The organism is Nostoc sp. (genome assembly GCF_036919555.1).
In the GTDB taxonomy this organism is placed as follows: domain Bacteria; phylum Cyanobacteriota; class Cyanobacteriia; order Cyanobacteriales; family Nostocaceae; genus Nostoc.
The window spans coordinates 31,109-48,885 of sequence record NZ_JBALCS010000058.1 but is presented as its reverse complement, the minus strand read 5'-3'; the positions used below and the strand labels follow the sequence as shown (position 1 = coordinate 48,885).

Sequence of the window (17,777 nt, the reverse complement as noted above, 5' to 3'; positions counted from 1 at the left end):
GATGCCTATGGTAAAGACTTCTCCTGACGCTATTTTTGTGCCGTAACGCACTTACGCAACTAAAATATTTGAAGCTGGGGATATGGCATTGCAATCGCTATTCCATTTTGATGCTACTGCGATCGTTGCATAAAATCGACATGGTAACTTTAATTGCAATCAAACAACGTCAAGCTTGACTCCAATCTTCTAACTCTAGTGCTTCAATTCTACCAAAATGATGCTGATTATGAGTAATCATAACTCGATTATTGGCGATCGCAACCCCAGCAATGAGCAAGTCAATATCGTCGATGGGAATCCCTTGGAGCCGCAAATTGGCGTAGATATCTGCGGATAGGATGACTGATTGTTCAGTAAGGGGCAAGACAGTATTTTGGGCAACAAACTCCAAAAACAAAGCGAGTTGATTTTGGGCATCACGGTGCTTTAAGCCGCTGAGAATTTCGTAATAAGTGATGATACTAATGTTGATTTGACTATAGGTTATCAAGTAAGTCTGAAACTGAGCTACTACATTGGTATTGCCCCGGAAGAACAAGGACAGGATATCAGTATCAATCAATGCTGGTTTCACGGTTTCGTCTGTAAGAAAATGCTTGTTGACGACGGATAGCAATCTCATCTGAGAATTCGCCGTATGCTTCATCTGACATATCACTCCAGCAACCTGCGAACTGCATGATAGCAGCAGCGTTGTGGTTGTTAGTTTCTGAGCTAAGTCGAAATCCGTGAATCATCTCATAGAGTTGTACTAACTTAGCATCTGGGATTTGCTGCACTTCTTCTAAGACTTTAACTCTCCATTCAGAATGCTTCATTACCTAATCTCTCCTGATTTTCTAATTTTTAATTCTAATACAAGAAAGAGACTTATGACCCTAACCTTGAACTTGCCACCAGAATTAGAACAGTATCTTACACAAGAAGCGAAACAGCAAGGACTTTCTGTTGAAACATATACTTTGCAGATTTTGCAAGAATATCTTCTGCCAAAAGAGAAACAGTCTAAGGTGGTTAATGTACTTCAGTCTTGGATTGATGAAGGTGACACTGATGAGCAGCGAGAAACAGGAGAGTACTTAATTCATGCCTTAAAGGATATCTGAGAAGTTAGTTAAGAGCGTTTCCTAAACTATGCTCTAAAATTTATTTAAATTCATTAAAGCCTTAACTTATGCTTATTACCGAACTCATACCACTACTTAAAGAATTATCCGACACTGATAAACTCTTACTAATACATTTCCTGGCAACCGAATTGTTGAAGGAATCAAGTTTAGTCCCATTGGATGCTCAGGATAAAGTAGCAAGCCATGGCTTATATGATTCTTTTGAAGCTGCTGCTGTTTTAGCGAAGGCACTAGCAGAAGAAAAAACCGCAACACATGGTTGATAAAGTTAGACTTGCATTTACTGAGGTAAATCCAGAACTCGGTGCATTAAGTACCCTGCCTTATCTACCGCTAATTCTCACTTATCAGAATCCTTCTGTAAGTGTATCAGGCTTACTAGATACTGGTTCTAGTGTCAAGGTATTGCCCTACGAAATCGGGTTAAGGCTGGGAGCAGTTTGGGAGCGTCAAAGGCTCTCCGTTCCATTGGGTGGTAATTTGGCTAGTTTTGAGGCGAGGGCATTGGTGTTGATGGCAAATGTTGAGCAATTTCCGACAGTGGAGCTAGTTTTTGCTTGGACAAGAGATAGAAATGCTCCATTGATTTTAGGACACATGAATTTCTTTTTAGCGTTTGATGTGTGCTTCTATCGTTCTGAATTAGCGTTTGAAATTAGCCCTAAAATAGCTTGATAGAAATAGTGAAACCCAACATTATATTAGGTTAACGCTGGGTTTCACTGCATTCAACTAGCTTGATTCGGCGGTATTTGTTCCGGTGGCGTTTCTGCTGGGGGAGCGAGTACCGTATCCGGCACAATTTCTTCTACGGGAATCGGTTGTTTGTCCTCAGTCTCTACATTAGCTTGCGCTGCTTCCACCAATTCAGGAGATGGGGGATGTGGTGGAATCGCTTCCGGTACACTCTCGATTTTGGCTTCGGTGTCGGTAGTAACTGTCTCCTTTGCTGGTTGTTCTGGTATGACAATAGTTTTGTTGATAATCTCAACAGCAGGTTGCTCAGTCAGAACAGAGGTAATGTTTTCAGGTTTGGGAGTTGTGGGTGTCTTTTTACTCACAGTCTGTTGCACTTTGCCTTTCACGCCACTGAAGGTGCTACCAAGACCTTTTTGCAACTGGCCCAGCCGTTCCTGAAGGGACAACTTATTTACCTGTTCCTGAATGCCAGTTTTCACCGTCTCAGGACTGGGTACTTGGGTTTGTTGTGCCTGTGGGGTTAGTTGCCGACGTAATGATAGAGTTTGCCAGCCAAACCAGACCAAAAGAGCCACACTAGCTACATGACCCAGCAACAAACCCCCGGAAATGCGTGGTGCAAATACCCATAAGACTAAGGCGTAGAACAGTCCTACACCACTCCAGATAAAGTCATTCTTGCGGTGGATTTCTGGGAAAAAGAAAGCTGCTATATAAATGGCTAAACTACCAAAACCGACCACCAAAGCTAGGACATATGCCAGCATTATTTGGTTACTCCTTACTACGTCCTTTAATTATTTCAATTTTGCAAATTTTGCAAGTCAATTGTTGATTTAGATACAATTTAAAATTAATTATCCATGTTAGTTGTGGATTTTTGTCATTTATATCAACTCTTAAGGTCTTCTTTAGGGGAGAAGGGAAAATCTCAGACTACGCTTAGAGTAAAAGGATCTGCAAGAGTTAGCCAGAAATTTTTTATGACACTACAAAGCTTTGGTGTGATTGGATTAGCCGTTATGGGTGAGAACATCGCTCTAAACGTGGAGCGCAATGGCTTCCCGATCGCAGTATACAACCGCTCGCGCGATAAAACTGACAGATTCATGGTGGAGCGTGCGCCAGGACGGAACGTTAAAGCCGCCTTTACCTTGGAAGAATTTGTCGCTGCATTGGAACGTCCTCGCAAAATCCTAGTGATGGTGCAAGCTGGTAAGCCAGTAGATGCAGTAATTTCTCAACTCAAACCCTTGTTAGACGAAGGCGATATCATTATCGACGGTGGCAACTCTTGGTTTGAAGATACAGAACGACGCACTCAGGAATTAGAACCCGCTGGACTTCGGTTTATCGGTATGGGTGTTAGTGGTGGTGAAGAAGGTGCGCTAAATGGCCCCTCATTGATGCCTGGAGGTACAGAAAGTTCCTACGAGTATCTCTCACCAATTTTTAATAAAATTGCTGCCCAAGTTGACGATGGTCCTTGCGTAACCTATTGCGGTCCTGGTGGTGCCGGTCACTACGTCAAAATGGTACACAACGGCATCGAGTACGGCGATATGCAGTTAATTGCAGAAGCATACGACTTGCTGAAAAATGTTGCTGGACTAGACCATAATCAGCTACACGAAGTTTTTACCGAATGGAACACCACCGACGAACTCAATTCGTTTTTGATTGAAATTACAGCAAAGATTTTCCCCTACATTGACCCAGATACAAATCTACCCTTAGTCGATTTGATTGTTGATGCCGCAGGGCAAAAGGGAACTGGACGCTGGACAGTCCAAACTGCAATGGATTTGGGAGTTGCTGTACCAACAATGATTGCAGCGGTGAACGCCCGGATAATGTCTTCTTTCAAAAAAGAGCGGGTAGCAGCATCCAAGATACTCACAGGTCCTTCTGGCAAGTATGAGGGAGATACTAAAGCCTTTATCAACATGGTGCGAGATGCCCTGTATTGCTCGAAAATCTGTTCTTACGCTCAGGGCATGGCATTGTTGGCTACAGCTTCAAAAACCTACAATTTTAACTTGCATTTAGGTGAACTGGCGCGGATTTGGAAGGGTGGCTGTATTATTCGGGCTGGATTTTTGAATAAGATTAAGAACGCATTTAACGAAAATCCCGCGCCACCTAACCTGCTATTGGCTCCTGAATTCAGGCAGACAATTCTCGACAGACAAACAGCTTGGCGCGAAGTGTTGGCAACGGCAGCAAAACTGGGAATTCCAGTGCCAGCATTCAGTGCGTCATTAGATTATTTTGACAGCTATCGACGCGATCGCTTACCCCAAAACCTCACTCAAGCCCAACGCGACTACTTCGGGGCGCACACCTACGAGCGGCTTGATAAACCTGGAGCCTTCCACACCGAATGGACACCGATTTCTGAAGCATCCGTGCAAACTTCCACACCAGAACCGATGCAAGCTTCACAACCTACAACACCTACAACACCTACAACTTCTCCAAAAATTTAGAGAGTTTTAGTTTGTAAATTTGAAAGTGGCTCTGTTAGAGTCACTTTTTTTTGTCAATTATCACTGTTAATTGTTAATTATTCATTGTTAAGCTAATGCACATTTAATTTGCAGCTTTTTCATTTTAGAGAAAAGGCATCTAGGGCAACGTGCGAATCAAGAGCGATTTAGCAAGTAATCATTAGTTAAGTATTTGGAATCAATTTGGTGTTCCCGTGGAAGATAAATCGCAACCGGAATTCCTATATTATGCAAATAACGACACATTAGGGGTCCTACTTCAGCCCAATTTAAGTTGCCTAAACCACAACCCAAAGCTGGCATTGCCAAAGACTGAATACCAATATCATGACAATTTTTTCTAACCCAGTCTAAGCCACCTTCAATGTCTTCTAAACGAGAGTTTTCTCGCCATTGTCTTTTAGTAGCAAACGACAAGAACCACTTTACAGCATTGGAGTACACAAGCGGAAGACTAAGATCAGCTAGTTCTTGATCTAAAGAAGCTTCCCGTTTATAGAGATAGGGTTTTGTGGCAGTAAGCTGTTGATTCCGGCAAGCATCTTGATAAACTACATATACGTCAGGAAACTGATATTTTGCCCGTGACGCTAATCCTTTGCCCATTATCCCTTGAAGATTAACACTAATCGTCAGCGTTTGCATATTTGAAAAAAACATATCCCCATCAATCAAAGAAATATTAGTCCCGATACGGGCAGCAGATATGGGTTGGAAGAACATATTTGGTTCAGGAACAACAGGTATTTTAGCTGAACCTATAATTGTTTCGACTCGCTCTTTAGCCTTATAGTCTGCTACAAAAACTGAATGAACAAGTTCTGGGCTGATTTGCTCAGGAACCAGGCACTCAGCCATTATCTTTCGTTTGGAGCCATCAAGCTCATTCCACCACTCATTTTGAATAATTTTCCATTGTTTATGAAGTATTTCTATTCCTTCCTTAATAGCAAAAAATTGAGTTGGATCATTGGCAGCATTTCCATCTGTAATTAGTCCTCCTGCTGCTGCAAGTACATCCGGTTTGACTCCAACAACAGCAATATCTCTTTTATCCTTTTCATGAACCACCCGATACATCATTGGGTTACGTGGCTGAAAGTATAAGTTAGCGTATTCCCACAAACTATTCCTTGCAGACGTAGACTTATCTTTATGCTTGCTAACAATCCCACTATCGTAGATTGGTGTATATGAAACACCTAACTCCTCAACTGCTTTGTGAGATAAAATACCTCTTTGAAGTATTGAGGGCAGATTTTCAATGTGTGTGATGTAATAGAGGCTTTTTATATCTGGTTTTCTCATTGATTTGGCGTGTTATTATTCCCAAGGTATTTGGCTTTTAATTCTTCTAATTCTGCATCTATTTGGCTTTTGCTAGAAGGCTGGATTGATTGTGTTTTCGGTTGATTTTGATTGTTATTTTGGGGTTGAGCTTTGCCAAGAAATAGAGTTTTCATTTGCTCTAATTCTAAATCAATTTGGCTGTGAGTTTTCGGGACAACCGCAGGTGGAGAAGTCGGTTGTGTAGTCAAGGGTTTTGCTGATATCGCTGGGGTGGCTGCTGCTTGCGACTGTTGATTTAAGTCGTTGAGAAGTTCATCTACTGTTTGATAACGCCGAATTGGAATACTTTCTAACATCTTGTTGAGAATGCGACTCAACTGATTACTGACGGGAGTTTTCAAGTATTGCTGCCAAACCCATGTACCGTTATTGGTATCATAGGAATCGAAGGGCGATCGCACTGTTAATAAATTAATACAAGTAGCACCCAAACTATAAATATCGCTAGCGAAAACAGCCCTACCTCGCATTTGTTCAGGTGCAACATATTCTGGACTACCAATACTAGTACCAGTTTGATTTAAGGCAGTGCCAGTAGCAGATTTAGCAGCACCAAAATCTACTAATACTAGTTTGCGATCGCTCTCGCGTAAAATAATATTTTCTGGCTTAATATCGCGGTGAATTATATGTCTGGCGTGGCAAAATTGCAATACTGATAATAAATCATTTAGTAATTGCCAGATTTGCGTTTCACTAAAAGCACCTCTATGTGCCAATTCCTGGGCTAAGTTTTGCCCGTCGATAAATTCTTGTACAAGATACTGCCGATCTTCTTGGGTAAAATATGCCAATAGTTCGGGAATTTGGGGATGTTTGCCCAATTCATCTAACTGCACCGCTTCTTGGTTAAATAACTCTACGGCTTTTGCAATAGTGTTGGTACCTTGGGCTTGGGGATAAAATTGCTTAATTACGCAACGTGGTTTTGAGGGTTTATCCTCATCCACAGCTAAGAAGGTTTTGCCAAAACCACCTTGTCCGATTGGTTTGATAGCACGGTAACGTTCTTTGAGGAGTAACTTGGAACCGCAAGTCCGGCAAAACTTGACATCATCAGGATTTTTAGGCTTGGGACAGTGGGGATTAAGGCAGTAGCTCATATAGGCGATCGCTCTTATATCTCTTTATTTTCTCCTGTCCCAGGCAAAAGGGTGTAATCAAGTGCGGGCTACGTCTACGCGCTGCTAACTACCCCACAGCTTCCATAACTGGATGGAAGTAGAAGGCGAACCCCAACACTGTATAGGCAGCTAATAATAAAGTGCCTTCCAGCCAATTGGATCTACCATCGGAACTAATACTGTTTGCAATCAACACTGACACAACCACAGCTACTAATTCAAAAGGTTTGAAATCTAAATCCATTGGTTTACCCAATATCCGCCCTGCTATAACTAACACGGGCGCGACAAATAGTGCAATCTGCATACTTGATCCCACAGCCACAGAAAGGGAAAGATCCATCTTATCTTTCATCGCCACGGTGACTGCTGTGGCGTGTTCAGCCGCGTTACCGACGATAGGAACCAAAATCACCCCTGTAAACAGCGTCGTCAAACCTAGCTGAGATGTGGCCACCTGCAGAGAATCAACTAGCATTTCTGACTCAATTGCCACTAGCAAGGTACACACTAGCAACACGCCAACCCACAACGCCATATTTGGTTTAGCATGAGATATTTCCTCTGCTTCTGCTTCTGCCTCCGCTAAACCCACATCATATAGATAGGAGTGGGTTTTCATCGAAAATAGCAGTGTTAAGGCATAAACCAGGATTAATACTACGGCAACAGCAATAGAAAGATTTTGCAGTGTTTCTTCGTTAATTCCTTGAGAGGTGTAATTCATCGCCGTGGGCATTAAAATGGCAATCACTGCCAAATTCATCGAAGCCGCATTCACCCGCGCCACAATTGGCTGAAATGTCTGTTCTTTGTAGCGCAGTCCTCCCAAAAGCATGGAAAAACCCATCACCAGTAGTAAGTTGCTAATAATCGATCCCGTGATACTGGCTTTGACTACATCTATTAACCCAGCGTTCAGCGCTATTAGGGCGATGATTAGTTCTGTAGCATTGCCAAAGGTGGCGTTTAACAAGCCCCCCAATGATGGCCCCACTACGACAGCAATTTCTTCTGTGGCTGTACCCATCCAAGCTGCTAAGGGCAGAATTGCTAATCCAGCTGTAATGAAAACTATCAATTCTCCCCACTCCAGAAAGTGGGCTGCTAGAGAAACCGGGATAAACAGTAGTAAAACAAGAAGAATAATGTTTTTAGTTGACATTTGTTGTCTTGAGTTGAGGGTATCTTATCGGAGTTATGAATTAGGAGTTATGAGTTAGGAGGTATGAGTTATAAGGTGGTTATAAGTTATGAGTAAAACTTTTAATCAATTTTTGGGGTTTAAGTCCCCTGCTTCTACAAGCAGCGCGTTTGCTGTCGGGGTCTAAATCCCCCTCACCAAACGTAATTGCGAATTAGTTTAATCACTCTTCACTTCTAACTCCTCACTCCTAACTCCTCACTCTTAACTTCTGACTCAGCACTCCCATAGGATACTCTCAACCGTCTGTAGACCAATTCAGAAATTGTACTGTTTTCAGTTTACTGCTGCGGATGTTGTGTAAAATAATATTGCGATATAATGAGTTTTTGTAATCTTTTGTTGCAAAAGTATGAATTTGACCCAAAATTTTACACCAGAAATGGGGTTTAATTAATTAAAAGACAGTATCTGGAATGTTGGCTAACGATAAATTGGCTAAAGCTATTGCTGATATGGGTTTTTATGAGTTCCGCAGACAGTTGGAATACAAAACCCAACTCTACGGCAGCTTCTTAGTAGTTGTGGATAGGTTTTATCCCAGTAGTAAAACTTGCTCTCACTGCGGAATCAAAAAAGAATCTCTATCACTGGCTGAACGTGTGTTCAAGTGCGAACACTGCGGCTTTGAGTGCGACAGAGATTTAAACGCTTCAATTAATTTGAAGCAGGCGGCCAGATCGGTCGTGTCAGCTTGTGGATTGGAGAGTGCCGACACTTCCAAGTTGAAGCAAGAAAGAAATGTGAGCAATTATTAGCATTTTTGGATCGGCTATGCGATAACGCAGATTTCCCACTACAATAAAACCGCTTTGTCGAAAATTTGCTTGGATTCCATAGTTGTTGTTTATAGCGGATTTTGTGTGAAAACCATTGTAGAAAAGGTTACACACAACATTTTCAGTGCAACTGCAAGTTTTTTGTTTTTGGATAAATATACATGACTTCTGCTGACCAAATGCCAGCTAGCTCTGGCTCAACGTTAATATTACATTCAGATCCCAATAACACCAAAGAAACCGATCCCCTGAGAAAGGCCAATGGTGTTTATGTGACGGTGCATGGTCATTTTTACCAGCCACCAAGGGAAAACCCTTATCTGGACGCAATTGAACGCCAACCGAGCGCTGCACCTTTCCATGATTGGAATGAGCGGATTCATTGGGAATGCTATCGCCCGAATGCCTTTGCCAGAGTCTTAAATGACCAAGGTGAAGTGGTGAAGATCGTCAATAATTATGAGTATTTCAGTTTTAATATTGGGCCAACGCTGATGTCGTGGCTAGAACGCTACGATGTGGAGGTTTATCAGCGAATTTTAGAGGCGGATACGAAGAGTAGCGATCGCTTGCATGGTCACGGCAATGCGATCGCGCAAGTATACAATCACATCATCATGCCTCTGGCGAACGAACGCGACAAACATACCCAAATTCGCTGGGGTAAAGAAGATTTCCGCTCCCGCTTTGGACGCGATCCCGAAGGGATGTGGCTAGCGGAAACTGCTGTAGACTACGCCACCCTAGAAGCTCTTGTGGCTGAGGGTATTCGCTTCATTATCCTTGCACCGTCTCAAGCGCTGCGTTGTCGTCCCCTTCCCACTCAAGATCATCCCCATCCTGAATGGCACGAAGTTGGTGGTAGTCAGATTGATTCCACCCGTCCCTATCGTTGTTATTTGAAGCCCACACTAGACACTTCATCTTCACCTCTGAGTGCGATCAAGGAAGGGAGTAGGGATAGTAACCACTCCCCACTCCCCACTCCCCACTCCCCCCCTTATATTGATATCTTCTTCTACGATGGTCCGATATCGCGGGATATGGGTTTTAGTGATGTCGTTTATAATTCGACTCGCTTTGCCGGACGTATCGGTTCAGCCGTGCGTGGGGATCATCGGCCAACACAGTTAATCTCTGTGGCGACGGATGGGGAAACCTTCGGACATCATAAGAAGGGAACTGAGAAAACTTTAGCCTACGCCTTTACCAAAGAGTTTCCTCAACAGGGTTGGACGGTGACAAACTTCGCCCACTACCTGAGCTTAAATTCTCCCGGTTGGGAAGTGGAATTGAAGTCAGTCACAGCCTGGAGTTGCGCCCACGGTGTCGGCAGATGGGAAGATGATTGTGGTTGCGGTGGAGAAGGCGGTGTTTGGCATCAAAAATGGCGTCGTCCCTTGCGGGATGCCCTAAATTGGCTGCGGGATCAGCTAACTGATGTGTTTGAAGAACATGGCAGGCAGTTGTTTCGTGATCCCTGGCTAGCACGAGATGAATATATCCAAGTAATGCGCGATCGCTCTGCTGGCAATGTCAACCGTTTTCTTTCCCGTCATCAAACCCACAAACTAACAGCAGCCGAACAAGTAGACGCTCTGCGCCTGTTAGAAATGCAGCGTCACGCTTTGTTGATGTTCACTAGTTGCGGTTGGTTTTTTGAAGAAATTTCCCGTCCAGAGGGGACGCAAATTCTGCGCTACGCCGCCCGTGCTTTGGAATTAGCAGGGGATGTGGCAGGTGTGCAGTTGGAAAAAGGCTTCGTCAAACGTCTTGGTTTAGCCCCCAGTAATGTCGATGAATTCAAACACGGTGCGGAAATTTATCGGCAACTCGTGTTAACTGCCCAGCTTGGCTTTAAGCAAGTAGCAGCCCATTACGCCATTACTTCCCTGTTTAGCAATCAGAAACTAGTAGAGACGCGCAATTCTCTGCCGAGAAAAGATGCTGCGGACAAACAGTCTCAGCGTTACCACAAAAAGGTTTATTGCTATGCGGCCAATGAGCTAGATTACCAACTGCAACGCATGGGATCGCTAACTCTGGCTGTCGGAAATTTAAAGCTGGTATCAGAGATTACTTGGGAAAGTGAGCATTTGGTATTTGCGGTTCTGCATTTGGGAGGCTGGGATTTCCACTGCTGCATTCAACAATTTACCGGGCGGCGTGACTACAGCCAATTCAAAGAAAAGCTGTTTGGGGCGCTACAACAAGCTAGTGCGGCTCATACTATCTTGGTGATGACACAGCTATTTGGGGAAGAAGCTTTCAACTTGCAAAATCTATTTGCTGAAGAACGCCACCGGATTATGCGGCTGCTTAGTGAGGAAACACTGACACGTTTAGGACAGTTGTATACCCAAGCCTATCGTGATAATTATGGGGTGCTGATGGCGTTTCATCGAGATGAAATAGCAGTACCGCAAGAATTGCAGGTTGCAGCAGATATTGCTTTAGGGCATCGCTGTCTGATGACATTGCGATCGCTTGAGCAAGATATCGCTGATCCCCAAAAGAGTTGGAATCACATATTAGAATTGGAGGCGATCGCTACTGAAGCAAAACATCTGCGTTGTCGGCTGAATATTCCCGACGGGAAGCAGATGTTAGAACAGTTAATTGCGCGATCGCTTTGGCAATTGTTGCACGATGCCAATGGTAGTTTTAATGCAGATATCCAACTATTGGAGAGGTTGATTGATGTCGGGGATCAACTAAATATTGACATTTCCCTACAGCGATCGCAAGAACTATATTTTAGTTGTCTGCAAAGTCAGATAGCGCCGGTGTGTATTACTAGCATTGGAAATGAAGGAGAGAATCAGTGTCTTCAGTTGCTCAAGTTGGGCAAAAAGTTAGCCGTTGATGTCAGCATGATCTCAAATCAGTTGGGATAAATGTAGGGGCGCACAGCCGTGCATTGGTGCCAACTTCAGCTCAAAAACCTCGTTTCTAGCCTCTGGCTGGAAATGCTCCTCATTGCGGCTCTGCCGCGAGTAAGGGAGGCGGAGCCTGATAGAAAGCGTTCCTAGTCGGAGACTAGGAACGAGGTTTGAACCGTTATAAATCAAAATGCCGTCGGAAGCGGGGATCAATGTTGTCTGTTTTCTGCTGATTGCAGGTAAAGCAGAGAGTTTGGAGATTGCTGATATCGTTTTGACCGCCACGGGCGAGGGGAATGATATGGTCAATGCTGAGGTTAGTTTCTCCAGTGATTTTACCGCAGCTTTGGCATTGGTATTTGTCACGTTGAAAGACATATTTCTTTACTTCCGGCGGAATCTGAATGCGGGGAGTTTTGCTCATTTCCTTAGTTGCTAAGAAATCCTTCCAAGCTGGGTACATCTACCCAACTTGCTTTTGTATGAGATTCATGGGATAAATCCATCAACAACTGAGAATAAATTCCTTCTCGCAGCGATGGTATAATTTCCTGATTGCGCTCAATTCCTTGCACCCATTCGTCTACTACGCGGATAAATGCACAAATGCGCCCATCAGCATAATTTTTGGCAAAAATTAACCGATTCGGTATTTCTATTTCCGTTAAAGGTTTACCTGGCTGGGAACCCCAAACACGAAAACCATGTATATAATCTTTTTGATTTTCACTGCCTACTATTAATGTACCCCGATCGCCATATACTTCTACCCAATGGGTTCTTGATGCATGAACAACTGCACTGATAGAAAGTTGGCAAGGTGTACCATCTGCTAATTCCAGGGTTAATATACAGTTGTCATCGCTATCCACTGGCTTAGATTCCCCACTAACAGGGTCAACTCGTGTGGGAATAGCAGTAGTCAAATGGGCGCTTAATTTGCCGACTGGCCCGAATAACCAGTGAATGTAATCGAAAGCGTGAGAACCCAAAGACCCTAATGCACCGCCTCCTTTATCCTTGTCAGAATACCAATTCCAAGGGCGTGAAGTATCAGCACGAGAAGAACCTAACCAATCAATTTTAATTAAGCGCAACTTACCCACATAGTCTTCTGACAATAATTCAGCAAATAACTGCCATGTTGGTACAAAGCGAAATTCAAAATCTACAGTCGCAATCACGCCTTTTGCTTTAGCTAACTGATAAAGTTCTTTAGCTTCAACTGCATTTAAAGTTGTCGGTTTTTCTAGTAATAAATGTTTCCCAGCTTGCAGTACAGTTTTTGCCATTTCATAGTGCAAAAATGGCGGCGTAGAGATGCTGACTGCTTGCACTGCTGGTAATGCCACAATATCTCTAAGTGAGTCGGAAGCGTGGGGAATATTATGGGATTCTGCTATGGCTTTGGCTTTCTTGATATCTCGGTGATAAACAGCAACTATCTCGGTTTGAGGATGTGCTTGGAATCCAGGGATGTGGACTTTTTGACCAAATCCAGTGCCGGCGATCGCAATTCCAATCATATGATCTTTATTCCCTTATGCAACTTCTTATTTGCTCAATATCATTTTATTAATCATATCTAATATCTCTGCGTTTTTAGTATAGTTTCACATAGTCTTATCGTAGAACTCTAATTGTCCAAGGATAACGATAATGCTCACCATTGTAGGCTTTGATAGCGGCAAAAGTCACTATAAATGATTGTACTATTAGGATTAATAATATTAATGACATGAAGACAATTAGTAAACTGTCTAGAGTTATTTTTACTTGATTAACTGAACTCTTGGTAGTCACTGCCAAGCTAAAACTAGTTAATACTAGAAACAATGAGATTACCATGATAATTAAGGTATATAATGTCCAAGTAATTTGAAAATTTAAGGATTCCTTTCCTTGGAAATCAATCCAGGGATATTGTGCTTTTTTAAATCGCCAAATCAGGAGCGGAGCCAAAAGATTTAAAGGTAAATATAAAGGGATGCCAATAAATACTAAAAGAAACAATAATATCCACCCTAACAAAGCTGAGAAATGACACAACATCGCCCAGATACGCATTTTTTGTTTAGGTTTTTCTCTCACGGCTTTTTATATGTAAGTGGATTTACTAAATAATTCTCCACTGTAATTATCTATAAAAAAGCCAAACAAGAGCTTAAAATCTGAGTATTTCTGGGTCATAATTTTCGGGAAGAGGTTCTATTTCCTAGACTATGCCTTCTCCTGGCTCCAAAGCAACTTCTATGTCGTAAGCTTAATAAGACTAACGGATTTTCAATATGCTAGTTCAAATAACTGTAGTTGCGATCGCAGTAATGTTAGTGGGTACGGAAAATCGGGAAGCCCTTGCAGACTTGCAATCTTCTACTCAGGATGGGGCTAGTGGTATTGTGACACCAGAAGCTACGATCCAGATAGAGGGAGGGTATGCCAAATATGGTGATTATGTACGAGCCACTTCAGTAGATACCCAGGCGCTGGAATTTTCCAAAAAAGTTGTCAAAGATATCCAGATTCGTTTTATTAATCAAAAAGGTGAATTGCTTGATGACAAAGGTCAGCCGATCAAAGGGCGGACTCAGAAAAATTTTATCATGGGTCTGCTGAGACTCAAACCTGGTCAGGTATTTCGTGAGGATTTACTTGAAGCAGACTTGCAACGATTGAGGAGATTAGAGTCATTTAATCAAGTTAATGTTTACCGAGAAGAAGATACCTCCAGCGTTAATATCATCTATGAAATCAAAGAGCGTAGCTTCCCTTCTCTAATCTTAGGAGGCGGTAATAACGATGATATTGGGCTATACGGTCGGGTGGGTTATAAAGATGCAAATATCAGTGGTCTTAACGATAAATTAGATACAATTGTGCAGATAAGCACTAAAGATGTCCAGTTTAATGGTCAATTCACTAGCCCTTATCGTCGTGAAGAACCAAACCGTTTAGGCTATAGCATTAGAGCTTTTCGTCGTCGAGATATATCGGGAACCTTCAACGAAGATATCAGATTAGCTAACGGCGACAAAGTGCGGGAGGGAAGATTTGGCGGTTCTGTGGGAGTTTTAGGAGCTTTTGATGACTGGGATACATCAGTGTCACTCAACTATACCAGAATTAGCCTACGCGATCACGAATATAACGTTGCACAGGTCGATAGCTTAGGGAGTCCTCTATCTGTGAGCGGTACTGGGATTGATGACCTATTTACAGTATTATTTGCTGTATCCAGAGATCAACGCGATCGCAAAGACAATCCAACTCAAGGATCAATCCTCACCCTCAGCACAGAACAAGCGATTCCCATTGGACTGGGCAATATTTCCAGCAACCGCCTACGCGGAGACTATATTCAGTATTTACCAGTCAATTGGATAGGTAAGGGTAGACCAAGCGATAATCCCGAAATGTTGGCGATTAATTTACAAATTGGCACGACTCTTGGAGACTTTCCACCAGCTGATGCCTTTAATATTGGTGGGCTAGATTCTGTCAGAGGTTATGGTTATGGTAAAGTTGCCAGTGGTCGGAGTTATGGTTTAGCTTCGGTGGAATATCGTTTCCCAATTTTTCAGTCAATAGGAGGAGTTTTCTTTACTGACTTCGCCTCAGATTTCGGGTCTAGCGACAGCGTGCTAGGAGAACCAGGAGTGCTGCGAGACAAACCTGGAAGTGGCTTTGGTTACGGCTTAGGATTGCGAGTCAATTCATCCTTTGGGTTGATTCGAGGCGACTTAGGAATTAGCGACCAAGGAGAAGTTAGATTTGAAGTTACCACAGGTCAGCGATTTTAATCTCATTAGTTTTTACTCTGCGTTCCTACCCTGCGGGAAGGCGAAGCGCTTATACGTTTAAATCTTCTCATCGTCTAGAGAATCAGTCGCAAAATCATCGCCTTTCGATCCCAATTTCGATCTAGAAGTGAAACCGATTAAATTAGATGATTTTGCACTATCTGCTAACTTTTCAAACATTCAGAAGTGACATGAATAGAAAAATTTTAAAAAAAATTAAATTTGTTATTTCTACCACTGTCTTGACTTTAACAATGATCGGAATTAACTCTGCATATGCAGCGCTAATTGGCAATCCTATTAAACTATCACAAGGTAGTTCAAACGCGGTATCTGAACCATCCTTAGCATATAACAGTGTTGATCAAGAATATATAGCTGTATGGAGAAATGTCACAACAGACTTCCAAAGTTTGACATTACAGAGGTTCACGACTACAGGTTCTTTAATTGAGGGAAACATCAACTTATCTCGAAAGCCAGGTGTTATTTTTGGGCCAGTTATTGCTTATAACAGCACTGATAATCAATACTTAGTGAGTTTTGGAGTTCAAGGAAACGCAATTTTTCCTTATAATAGCTCTGTTGGTCAACTAATAACAGCAGACAGCAAGTTGATTGGAGACAATTTTTCAATCAGTAGTGCAGCGCAAGAAACTAGTCTACTTTATAATCCTCAAGTTAACGAATACTTCCAGACAGCTAGAGCCTTCGACCCAGATAGCATCTATCCATCTGACAGAATCTTGGGGCAGCGAATTAAATCGGATGGAACCTTAATTAATTCTAACATTCGTCTTGATACTTCTGGTGACAGCGCTCCCAATGGGCAGGTTGCATTGGATAGTGTTCACAACCGATATTTAGCAACCTGGGGGGATCAAGAAAGTTATCCCAACTTCACGGTACAAGGTAGTTTTATTAATGCAGACAGTGGACTTATAAGCAAACAATTTCAAATTGTACCGCCGCCAGACTTTAAATCAAATCCAACGCCTCAACCACCCATCACAACAACTTTTGACTCTATTAGTCAAAAATTCTTTGTTGCTTATGGACTTATGAATGATACACAACTCCGTGGTGACTTTGTTGATCAAAATGGAACATCAATTGGCAGTAAGATTATTTTAGATAAAAAAGATAATTATTTCACTTACGATAACTTTTCTATTGCTTTTAATAAAACATTACAAACTTATCTAGTTGCATCGACAAGCAACTCTGGTTTAATTGGGCAGTTTTTCGATACATCAGGCAATCTAATCGGCGATCGCTTCACTATTGCTTCAGGAATTAAGTCGCCAGTTATTGCTAATATTGCTAATAATGATTTAGGAGAATTTGTAATCGCTTGGGAAACACCAGGTAGGCAAGAAGGTATCTTTGCTCAACGTATTAATACATCTTCTTCCTCCATTCCTGAACCGTCTACTATCTTTGGTATAGGTGTAATCCTTGCTGCTCTACCAGTGCTGAAAAAGGAGTATGCTACAAGAAACAAGAAGGCTTTGGAAAAAGTTTGATTTCTGAGGTTTTTTGTCCAGAATAGGACTTACGCAAAATATCTCTGAAACTCTGATTTCTCCGTGTACTCTGCGCCTCTGCGGTTCGTTATTCCGTAACTCGTGCGTAAGTCCTACAGAAGATCGCGTCAGCACCCCAAAAGCTTAATTCTCTGTTCGTCCCAGAAACCGCGCTGCAAAGTATTGCGAATGCTTATCTATTCTGAGGAGTCCAGACGAAGGCTCTAACCCGCATAATCAGAAGTTAGTCAAAATCCAAAATCGGTATGTCAACCAATCGGGCGATTACCAGGATTGACTGCATGAATATATTTGGGTTGCTGCGCCTCCCGTTCCGGGTTCCTTTGTGTGCAACATTGGCGATATGCTAGAGAAGATGACGGCAGGTTTGTATCGTTCTACACCTCACCGTGTACAAAACCAGTCCCAAAATCATCGCCTTTCCTTCCCCTTCTTTTTCGATCCCAATTTCGATGTAGAAGTGAAGCCGATTGAATTAGATAATATACTAGCGAATGATCATATAGGCGATCGCTGGGATCAAGCTAACCTTCATGATTTTCGCGGAACCTATGGTGATTATGTGTTGAGTAAGGTGTCTAAGGTTTTTCCAGAGTTGCGGCGATCGATATTATAGGCTTTCAAAATCCCTATCATAATCATGTCCGCATAATTAGTTACGATTCCCACAGTCATTGCACCCCACCCCCAACCCCTCCCCGCAGGCGGGGAGGGGAGACAAAGCACAGCTTTGGCGGGGTGGGGTTCTT

The 17,777-nt window shown here is 42.6% G+C and carries 16 protein-coding genes and 2 pseudogenes; 9 read left to right on the top strand and 9 right to left on the bottom strand.

The annotated features are described in order from the left end of the window. Positions 1-169: 169 nt before the first annotated feature. Complete coding sequence (locus V7K36_RS17470) at positions 170-577, bottom strand: type II toxin-antitoxin system VapC family toxin (RefSeq protein ID WP_335117756.1); 408 nt, start codon at positions 575-577, stop codon at positions 170-172. After that, positions 558-821 carry a hypothetical protein gene (locus V7K36_RS17465; protein WP_335117755.1) on the bottom strand — a complete coding sequence of 88 codons (264 nt, stop codon included), beginning with the start codon at positions 819-821 and terminating at the stop codon, positions 558-560. The genes V7K36_RS17470 and V7K36_RS17465 overlap by 20 nt, the downstream gene beginning before the upstream one ends. A 54-nt stretch (positions 822-875) precedes the next feature. Here V7K36_RS17465 and V7K36_RS17460 point away from each other — a divergent pair, with 54 nt between their 5' ends. The 3 genes from V7K36_RS17460 (at position 876) to V7K36_RS17450 (ending at position 1,808) form a co-directional block, all read left to right on the top strand. Then, on the top strand, positions 876-1,109 hold the full coding sequence (locus V7K36_RS17460; protein WP_335117753.1) for a hypothetical protein: 234 nt from the start codon (positions 876-878) through the stop codon (positions 1,107-1,109). Between the two features lie 68 nt (positions 1,110-1,177). Then, on the top strand, positions 1,178-1,396 hold the full coding sequence (locus tag V7K36_RS17455) for a hypothetical protein (protein ID WP_335117751.1): 219 nt from the start codon (positions 1,178-1,180) through the stop codon (positions 1,394-1,396). After that, on the top strand, positions 1,389-1,808 hold the full coding sequence (locus V7K36_RS17450) for a hypothetical protein (protein ID WP_335117749.1): 420 nt from the start codon (positions 1,389-1,391) through the stop codon (positions 1,806-1,808). Before V7K36_RS17455 ends, V7K36_RS17450 begins: the two co-directional genes overlap by 8 nt. Positions 1,809-1,861: 53 nt before the next feature. Here V7K36_RS17450 and V7K36_RS17445 read toward each other — a convergent pair whose 3' ends face one another. Next, a complete protein-coding gene (locus tag V7K36_RS17445) occupies positions 1,862-2,599 on the bottom strand; it encodes a Ycf66 family protein (protein ID WP_335117748.1) in 738 nt (245 codons plus the stop codon). A 216-nt stretch (positions 2,600-2,815) separates the two neighbouring features. Between V7K36_RS17445 and gndA the strand changes: the two are divergent. Beyond that, a pseudogene (gndA, locus tag V7K36_RS17440) lies at positions 2,816-4,237 on the top strand (NADP-dependent phosphogluconate dehydrogenase); the annotation flags it as partial. A 240-nt stretch (positions 4,238-4,477) separates the two neighbouring features. Here gndA and V7K36_RS17435 read toward each other — a convergent pair. The 3 genes and pseudogenes from V7K36_RS17435 to cax form a co-directional block, all read right to left on the bottom strand. Continuing rightward, positions 4,478-5,650, bottom strand: a complete 1,173-nt coding sequence (locus tag V7K36_RS17435) for a DarT ssDNA thymidine ADP-ribosyltransferase family protein (protein WP_335117746.1) — start codon at positions 5,648-5,650, stop codon at positions 4,478-4,480. After that, positions 5,647-6,795, bottom strand: coding sequence for a serine/threonine-protein kinase (locus tag V7K36_RS17430; RefSeq protein ID WP_335117744.1), 1,149 nt, complete (start codon positions 6,793-6,795; stop codon positions 5,647-5,649). The genes V7K36_RS17435 and V7K36_RS17430 overlap by 4 nt, the downstream gene beginning before the upstream one ends. An 88-nt stretch (positions 6,796-6,883) precedes the next feature. Continuing rightward, positions 6,884-7,984: pseudogene (gene cax, locus V7K36_RS17425) on the bottom strand (calcium/proton exchanger); the annotation flags it as partial. Positions 7,985-8,436: 452 nt separating this feature from the next. Between cax and V7K36_RS17420 the strand changes: the two are divergent. Further along, positions 8,437-8,778 (top strand): RNA-guided endonuclease InsQ/TnpB family protein, encoded by a 342-nt coding sequence (locus V7K36_RS17420; protein ID WP_335117741.1) that lies wholly within the window; start codon positions 8,437-8,439, stop codon positions 8,776-8,778. A 182-nt stretch (positions 8,779-8,960) separates the two neighbouring features. After that, complete coding sequence (locus V7K36_RS17415) at positions 8,961-11,696, top strand: DUF3536 domain-containing protein (protein ID WP_335117739.1); 2,736 nt, start codon at positions 8,961-8,963, stop codon at positions 11,694-11,696. 163 nt (positions 11,697-11,859) lie between these two features. Here V7K36_RS17415 and V7K36_RS17410 read toward each other — a convergent pair whose 3' ends face one another. The 3 genes from V7K36_RS17410 to V7K36_RS17400 form a co-directional block, all read right to left on the bottom strand. Continuing rightward, positions 11,860-12,105 (bottom strand): HNH endonuclease, encoded by a 246-nt coding sequence (locus V7K36_RS17410; protein ID WP_335117737.1) that lies wholly within the window; start codon positions 12,103-12,105, stop codon positions 11,860-11,862. Positions 12,106-12,109: 4 nt separating this feature from the next. Continuing rightward, positions 12,110-13,207 (bottom strand): Gfo/Idh/MocA family protein, encoded by a 1,098-nt coding sequence (locus V7K36_RS17405; RefSeq protein ID WP_335117735.1) that lies wholly within the window; start codon positions 13,205-13,207, stop codon positions 12,110-12,112. Positions 13,208-13,304: 97 nt separating this feature from the next. Then, positions 13,305-13,748 carry a DUF4870 domain-containing protein gene (locus tag V7K36_RS17400; RefSeq protein ID WP_442948477.1) on the bottom strand — a complete coding sequence of 148 codons (444 nt, stop codon included), beginning with the start codon at positions 13,746-13,748 and terminating at the stop codon, positions 13,305-13,307. A gap of 221 nt (positions 13,749-13,969) precedes the next feature. On the opposite strand from V7K36_RS17400, the gene V7K36_RS17395 reads away from it, so the two are divergent. The 3 genes from V7K36_RS17395 (at position 13,970) to V7K36_RS17385 (ending at position 17,644) form a co-directional block, all read left to right on the top strand. After that, on the top strand, positions 13,970-15,481 hold the full coding sequence (locus tag V7K36_RS17395) for a BamA/TamA family outer membrane protein (RefSeq protein WP_335117731.1): 1,512 nt from the start codon (positions 13,970-13,972) through the stop codon (positions 15,479-15,481). Between the two features lie 254 nt (positions 15,482-15,735). Beyond that, on the top strand, positions 15,736-17,007 hold the full coding sequence (locus V7K36_RS17390; protein ID WP_335117729.1) for a hypothetical protein: 1,272 nt from the start codon (positions 15,736-15,738) through the stop codon (positions 17,005-17,007). 298 nt (positions 17,008-17,305) lie between these two features. Next, positions 17,306-17,644, top strand: coding sequence for a 2OG-Fe(II) oxygenase family protein (locus V7K36_RS17385; RefSeq protein WP_335117777.1), 339 nt, complete (start codon positions 17,306-17,308; stop codon positions 17,642-17,644). Positions 17,645-17,777: the final 133 nt, after the last annotated feature.

Bases quoted from the DNA above. Each gene is read 5' to 3' on its own strand.
- V7K36_RS17435 (WP_335117746.1), bottom strand. From the start codon at position 5,650: ATGAGAAAACCAGATATAAAAAGCCTCTATTACATCACACACATTGAA.
- V7K36_RS17415 (WP_335117739.1), top strand. From the start codon at position 8,961: ATGACTTCTGCTGACCAAATGCCAGCTAGCTCTGGCTCAACGTTAATA.
- V7K36_RS17395 (WP_335117731.1), top strand. From the start codon at position 13,970: ATGCTAGTTCAAATAACTGTAGTTGCGATCGCAGTAATGTTAGTGGGT.
- V7K36_RS17455 (WP_335117751.1), top strand. From the start codon at position 1,178: ATGCTTATTACCGAACTCATACCACTACTTAAAGAATTATCCGACACT.
- V7K36_RS17445 (WP_335117748.1), bottom strand. From the start codon at position 2,599: ATGCTGGCATATGTCCTAGCTTTGGTGGTCGGTTTTGGTAGTTTAGCC.
- V7K36_RS17450 (WP_335117749.1), top strand. From the start codon at position 1,389: ATGGTTGATAAAGTTAGACTTGCATTTACTGAGGTAAATCCAGAACTC.
- V7K36_RS17430 (WP_335117744.1), bottom strand. From the start codon at position 6,795: ATGAGCTACTGCCTTAATCCCCACTGTCCCAAGCCTAAAAATCCTGAT.
- V7K36_RS17390 (WP_335117729.1), top strand. From the start codon at position 15,736: ATGATCGGAATTAACTCTGCATATGCAGCGCTAATTGGCAATCCTATT.
- V7K36_RS17410 (WP_335117737.1), bottom strand. From the start codon at position 12,105: ATGAGCAAAACTCCCCGCATTCAGATTCCGCCGGAAGTAAAGAAATAT.
- V7K36_RS17400 (WP_442948477.1), bottom strand. From the start codon at position 13,748: ATGCGTATCTGGGCGATGTTGTGTCATTTCTCAGCTTTGTTAGGGTGG.
- V7K36_RS17405 (WP_335117735.1), bottom strand. From the start codon at position 13,207: ATGATTGGAATTGCGATCGCCGGCACTGGATTTGGTCAAAAAGTCCAC.
- V7K36_RS17420 (WP_335117741.1), top strand. From the start codon at position 8,437: ATGTTGGCTAACGATAAATTGGCTAAAGCTATTGCTGATATGGGTTTT.
- V7K36_RS17460 (WP_335117753.1), top strand. From the start codon at position 876: ATGACCCTAACCTTGAACTTGCCACCAGAATTAGAACAGTATCTTACA.
- V7K36_RS17465 (WP_335117755.1), bottom strand. From the start codon at position 821: ATGAAGCATTCTGAATGGAGAGTTAAAGTCTTAGAAGAAGTGCAGCAA.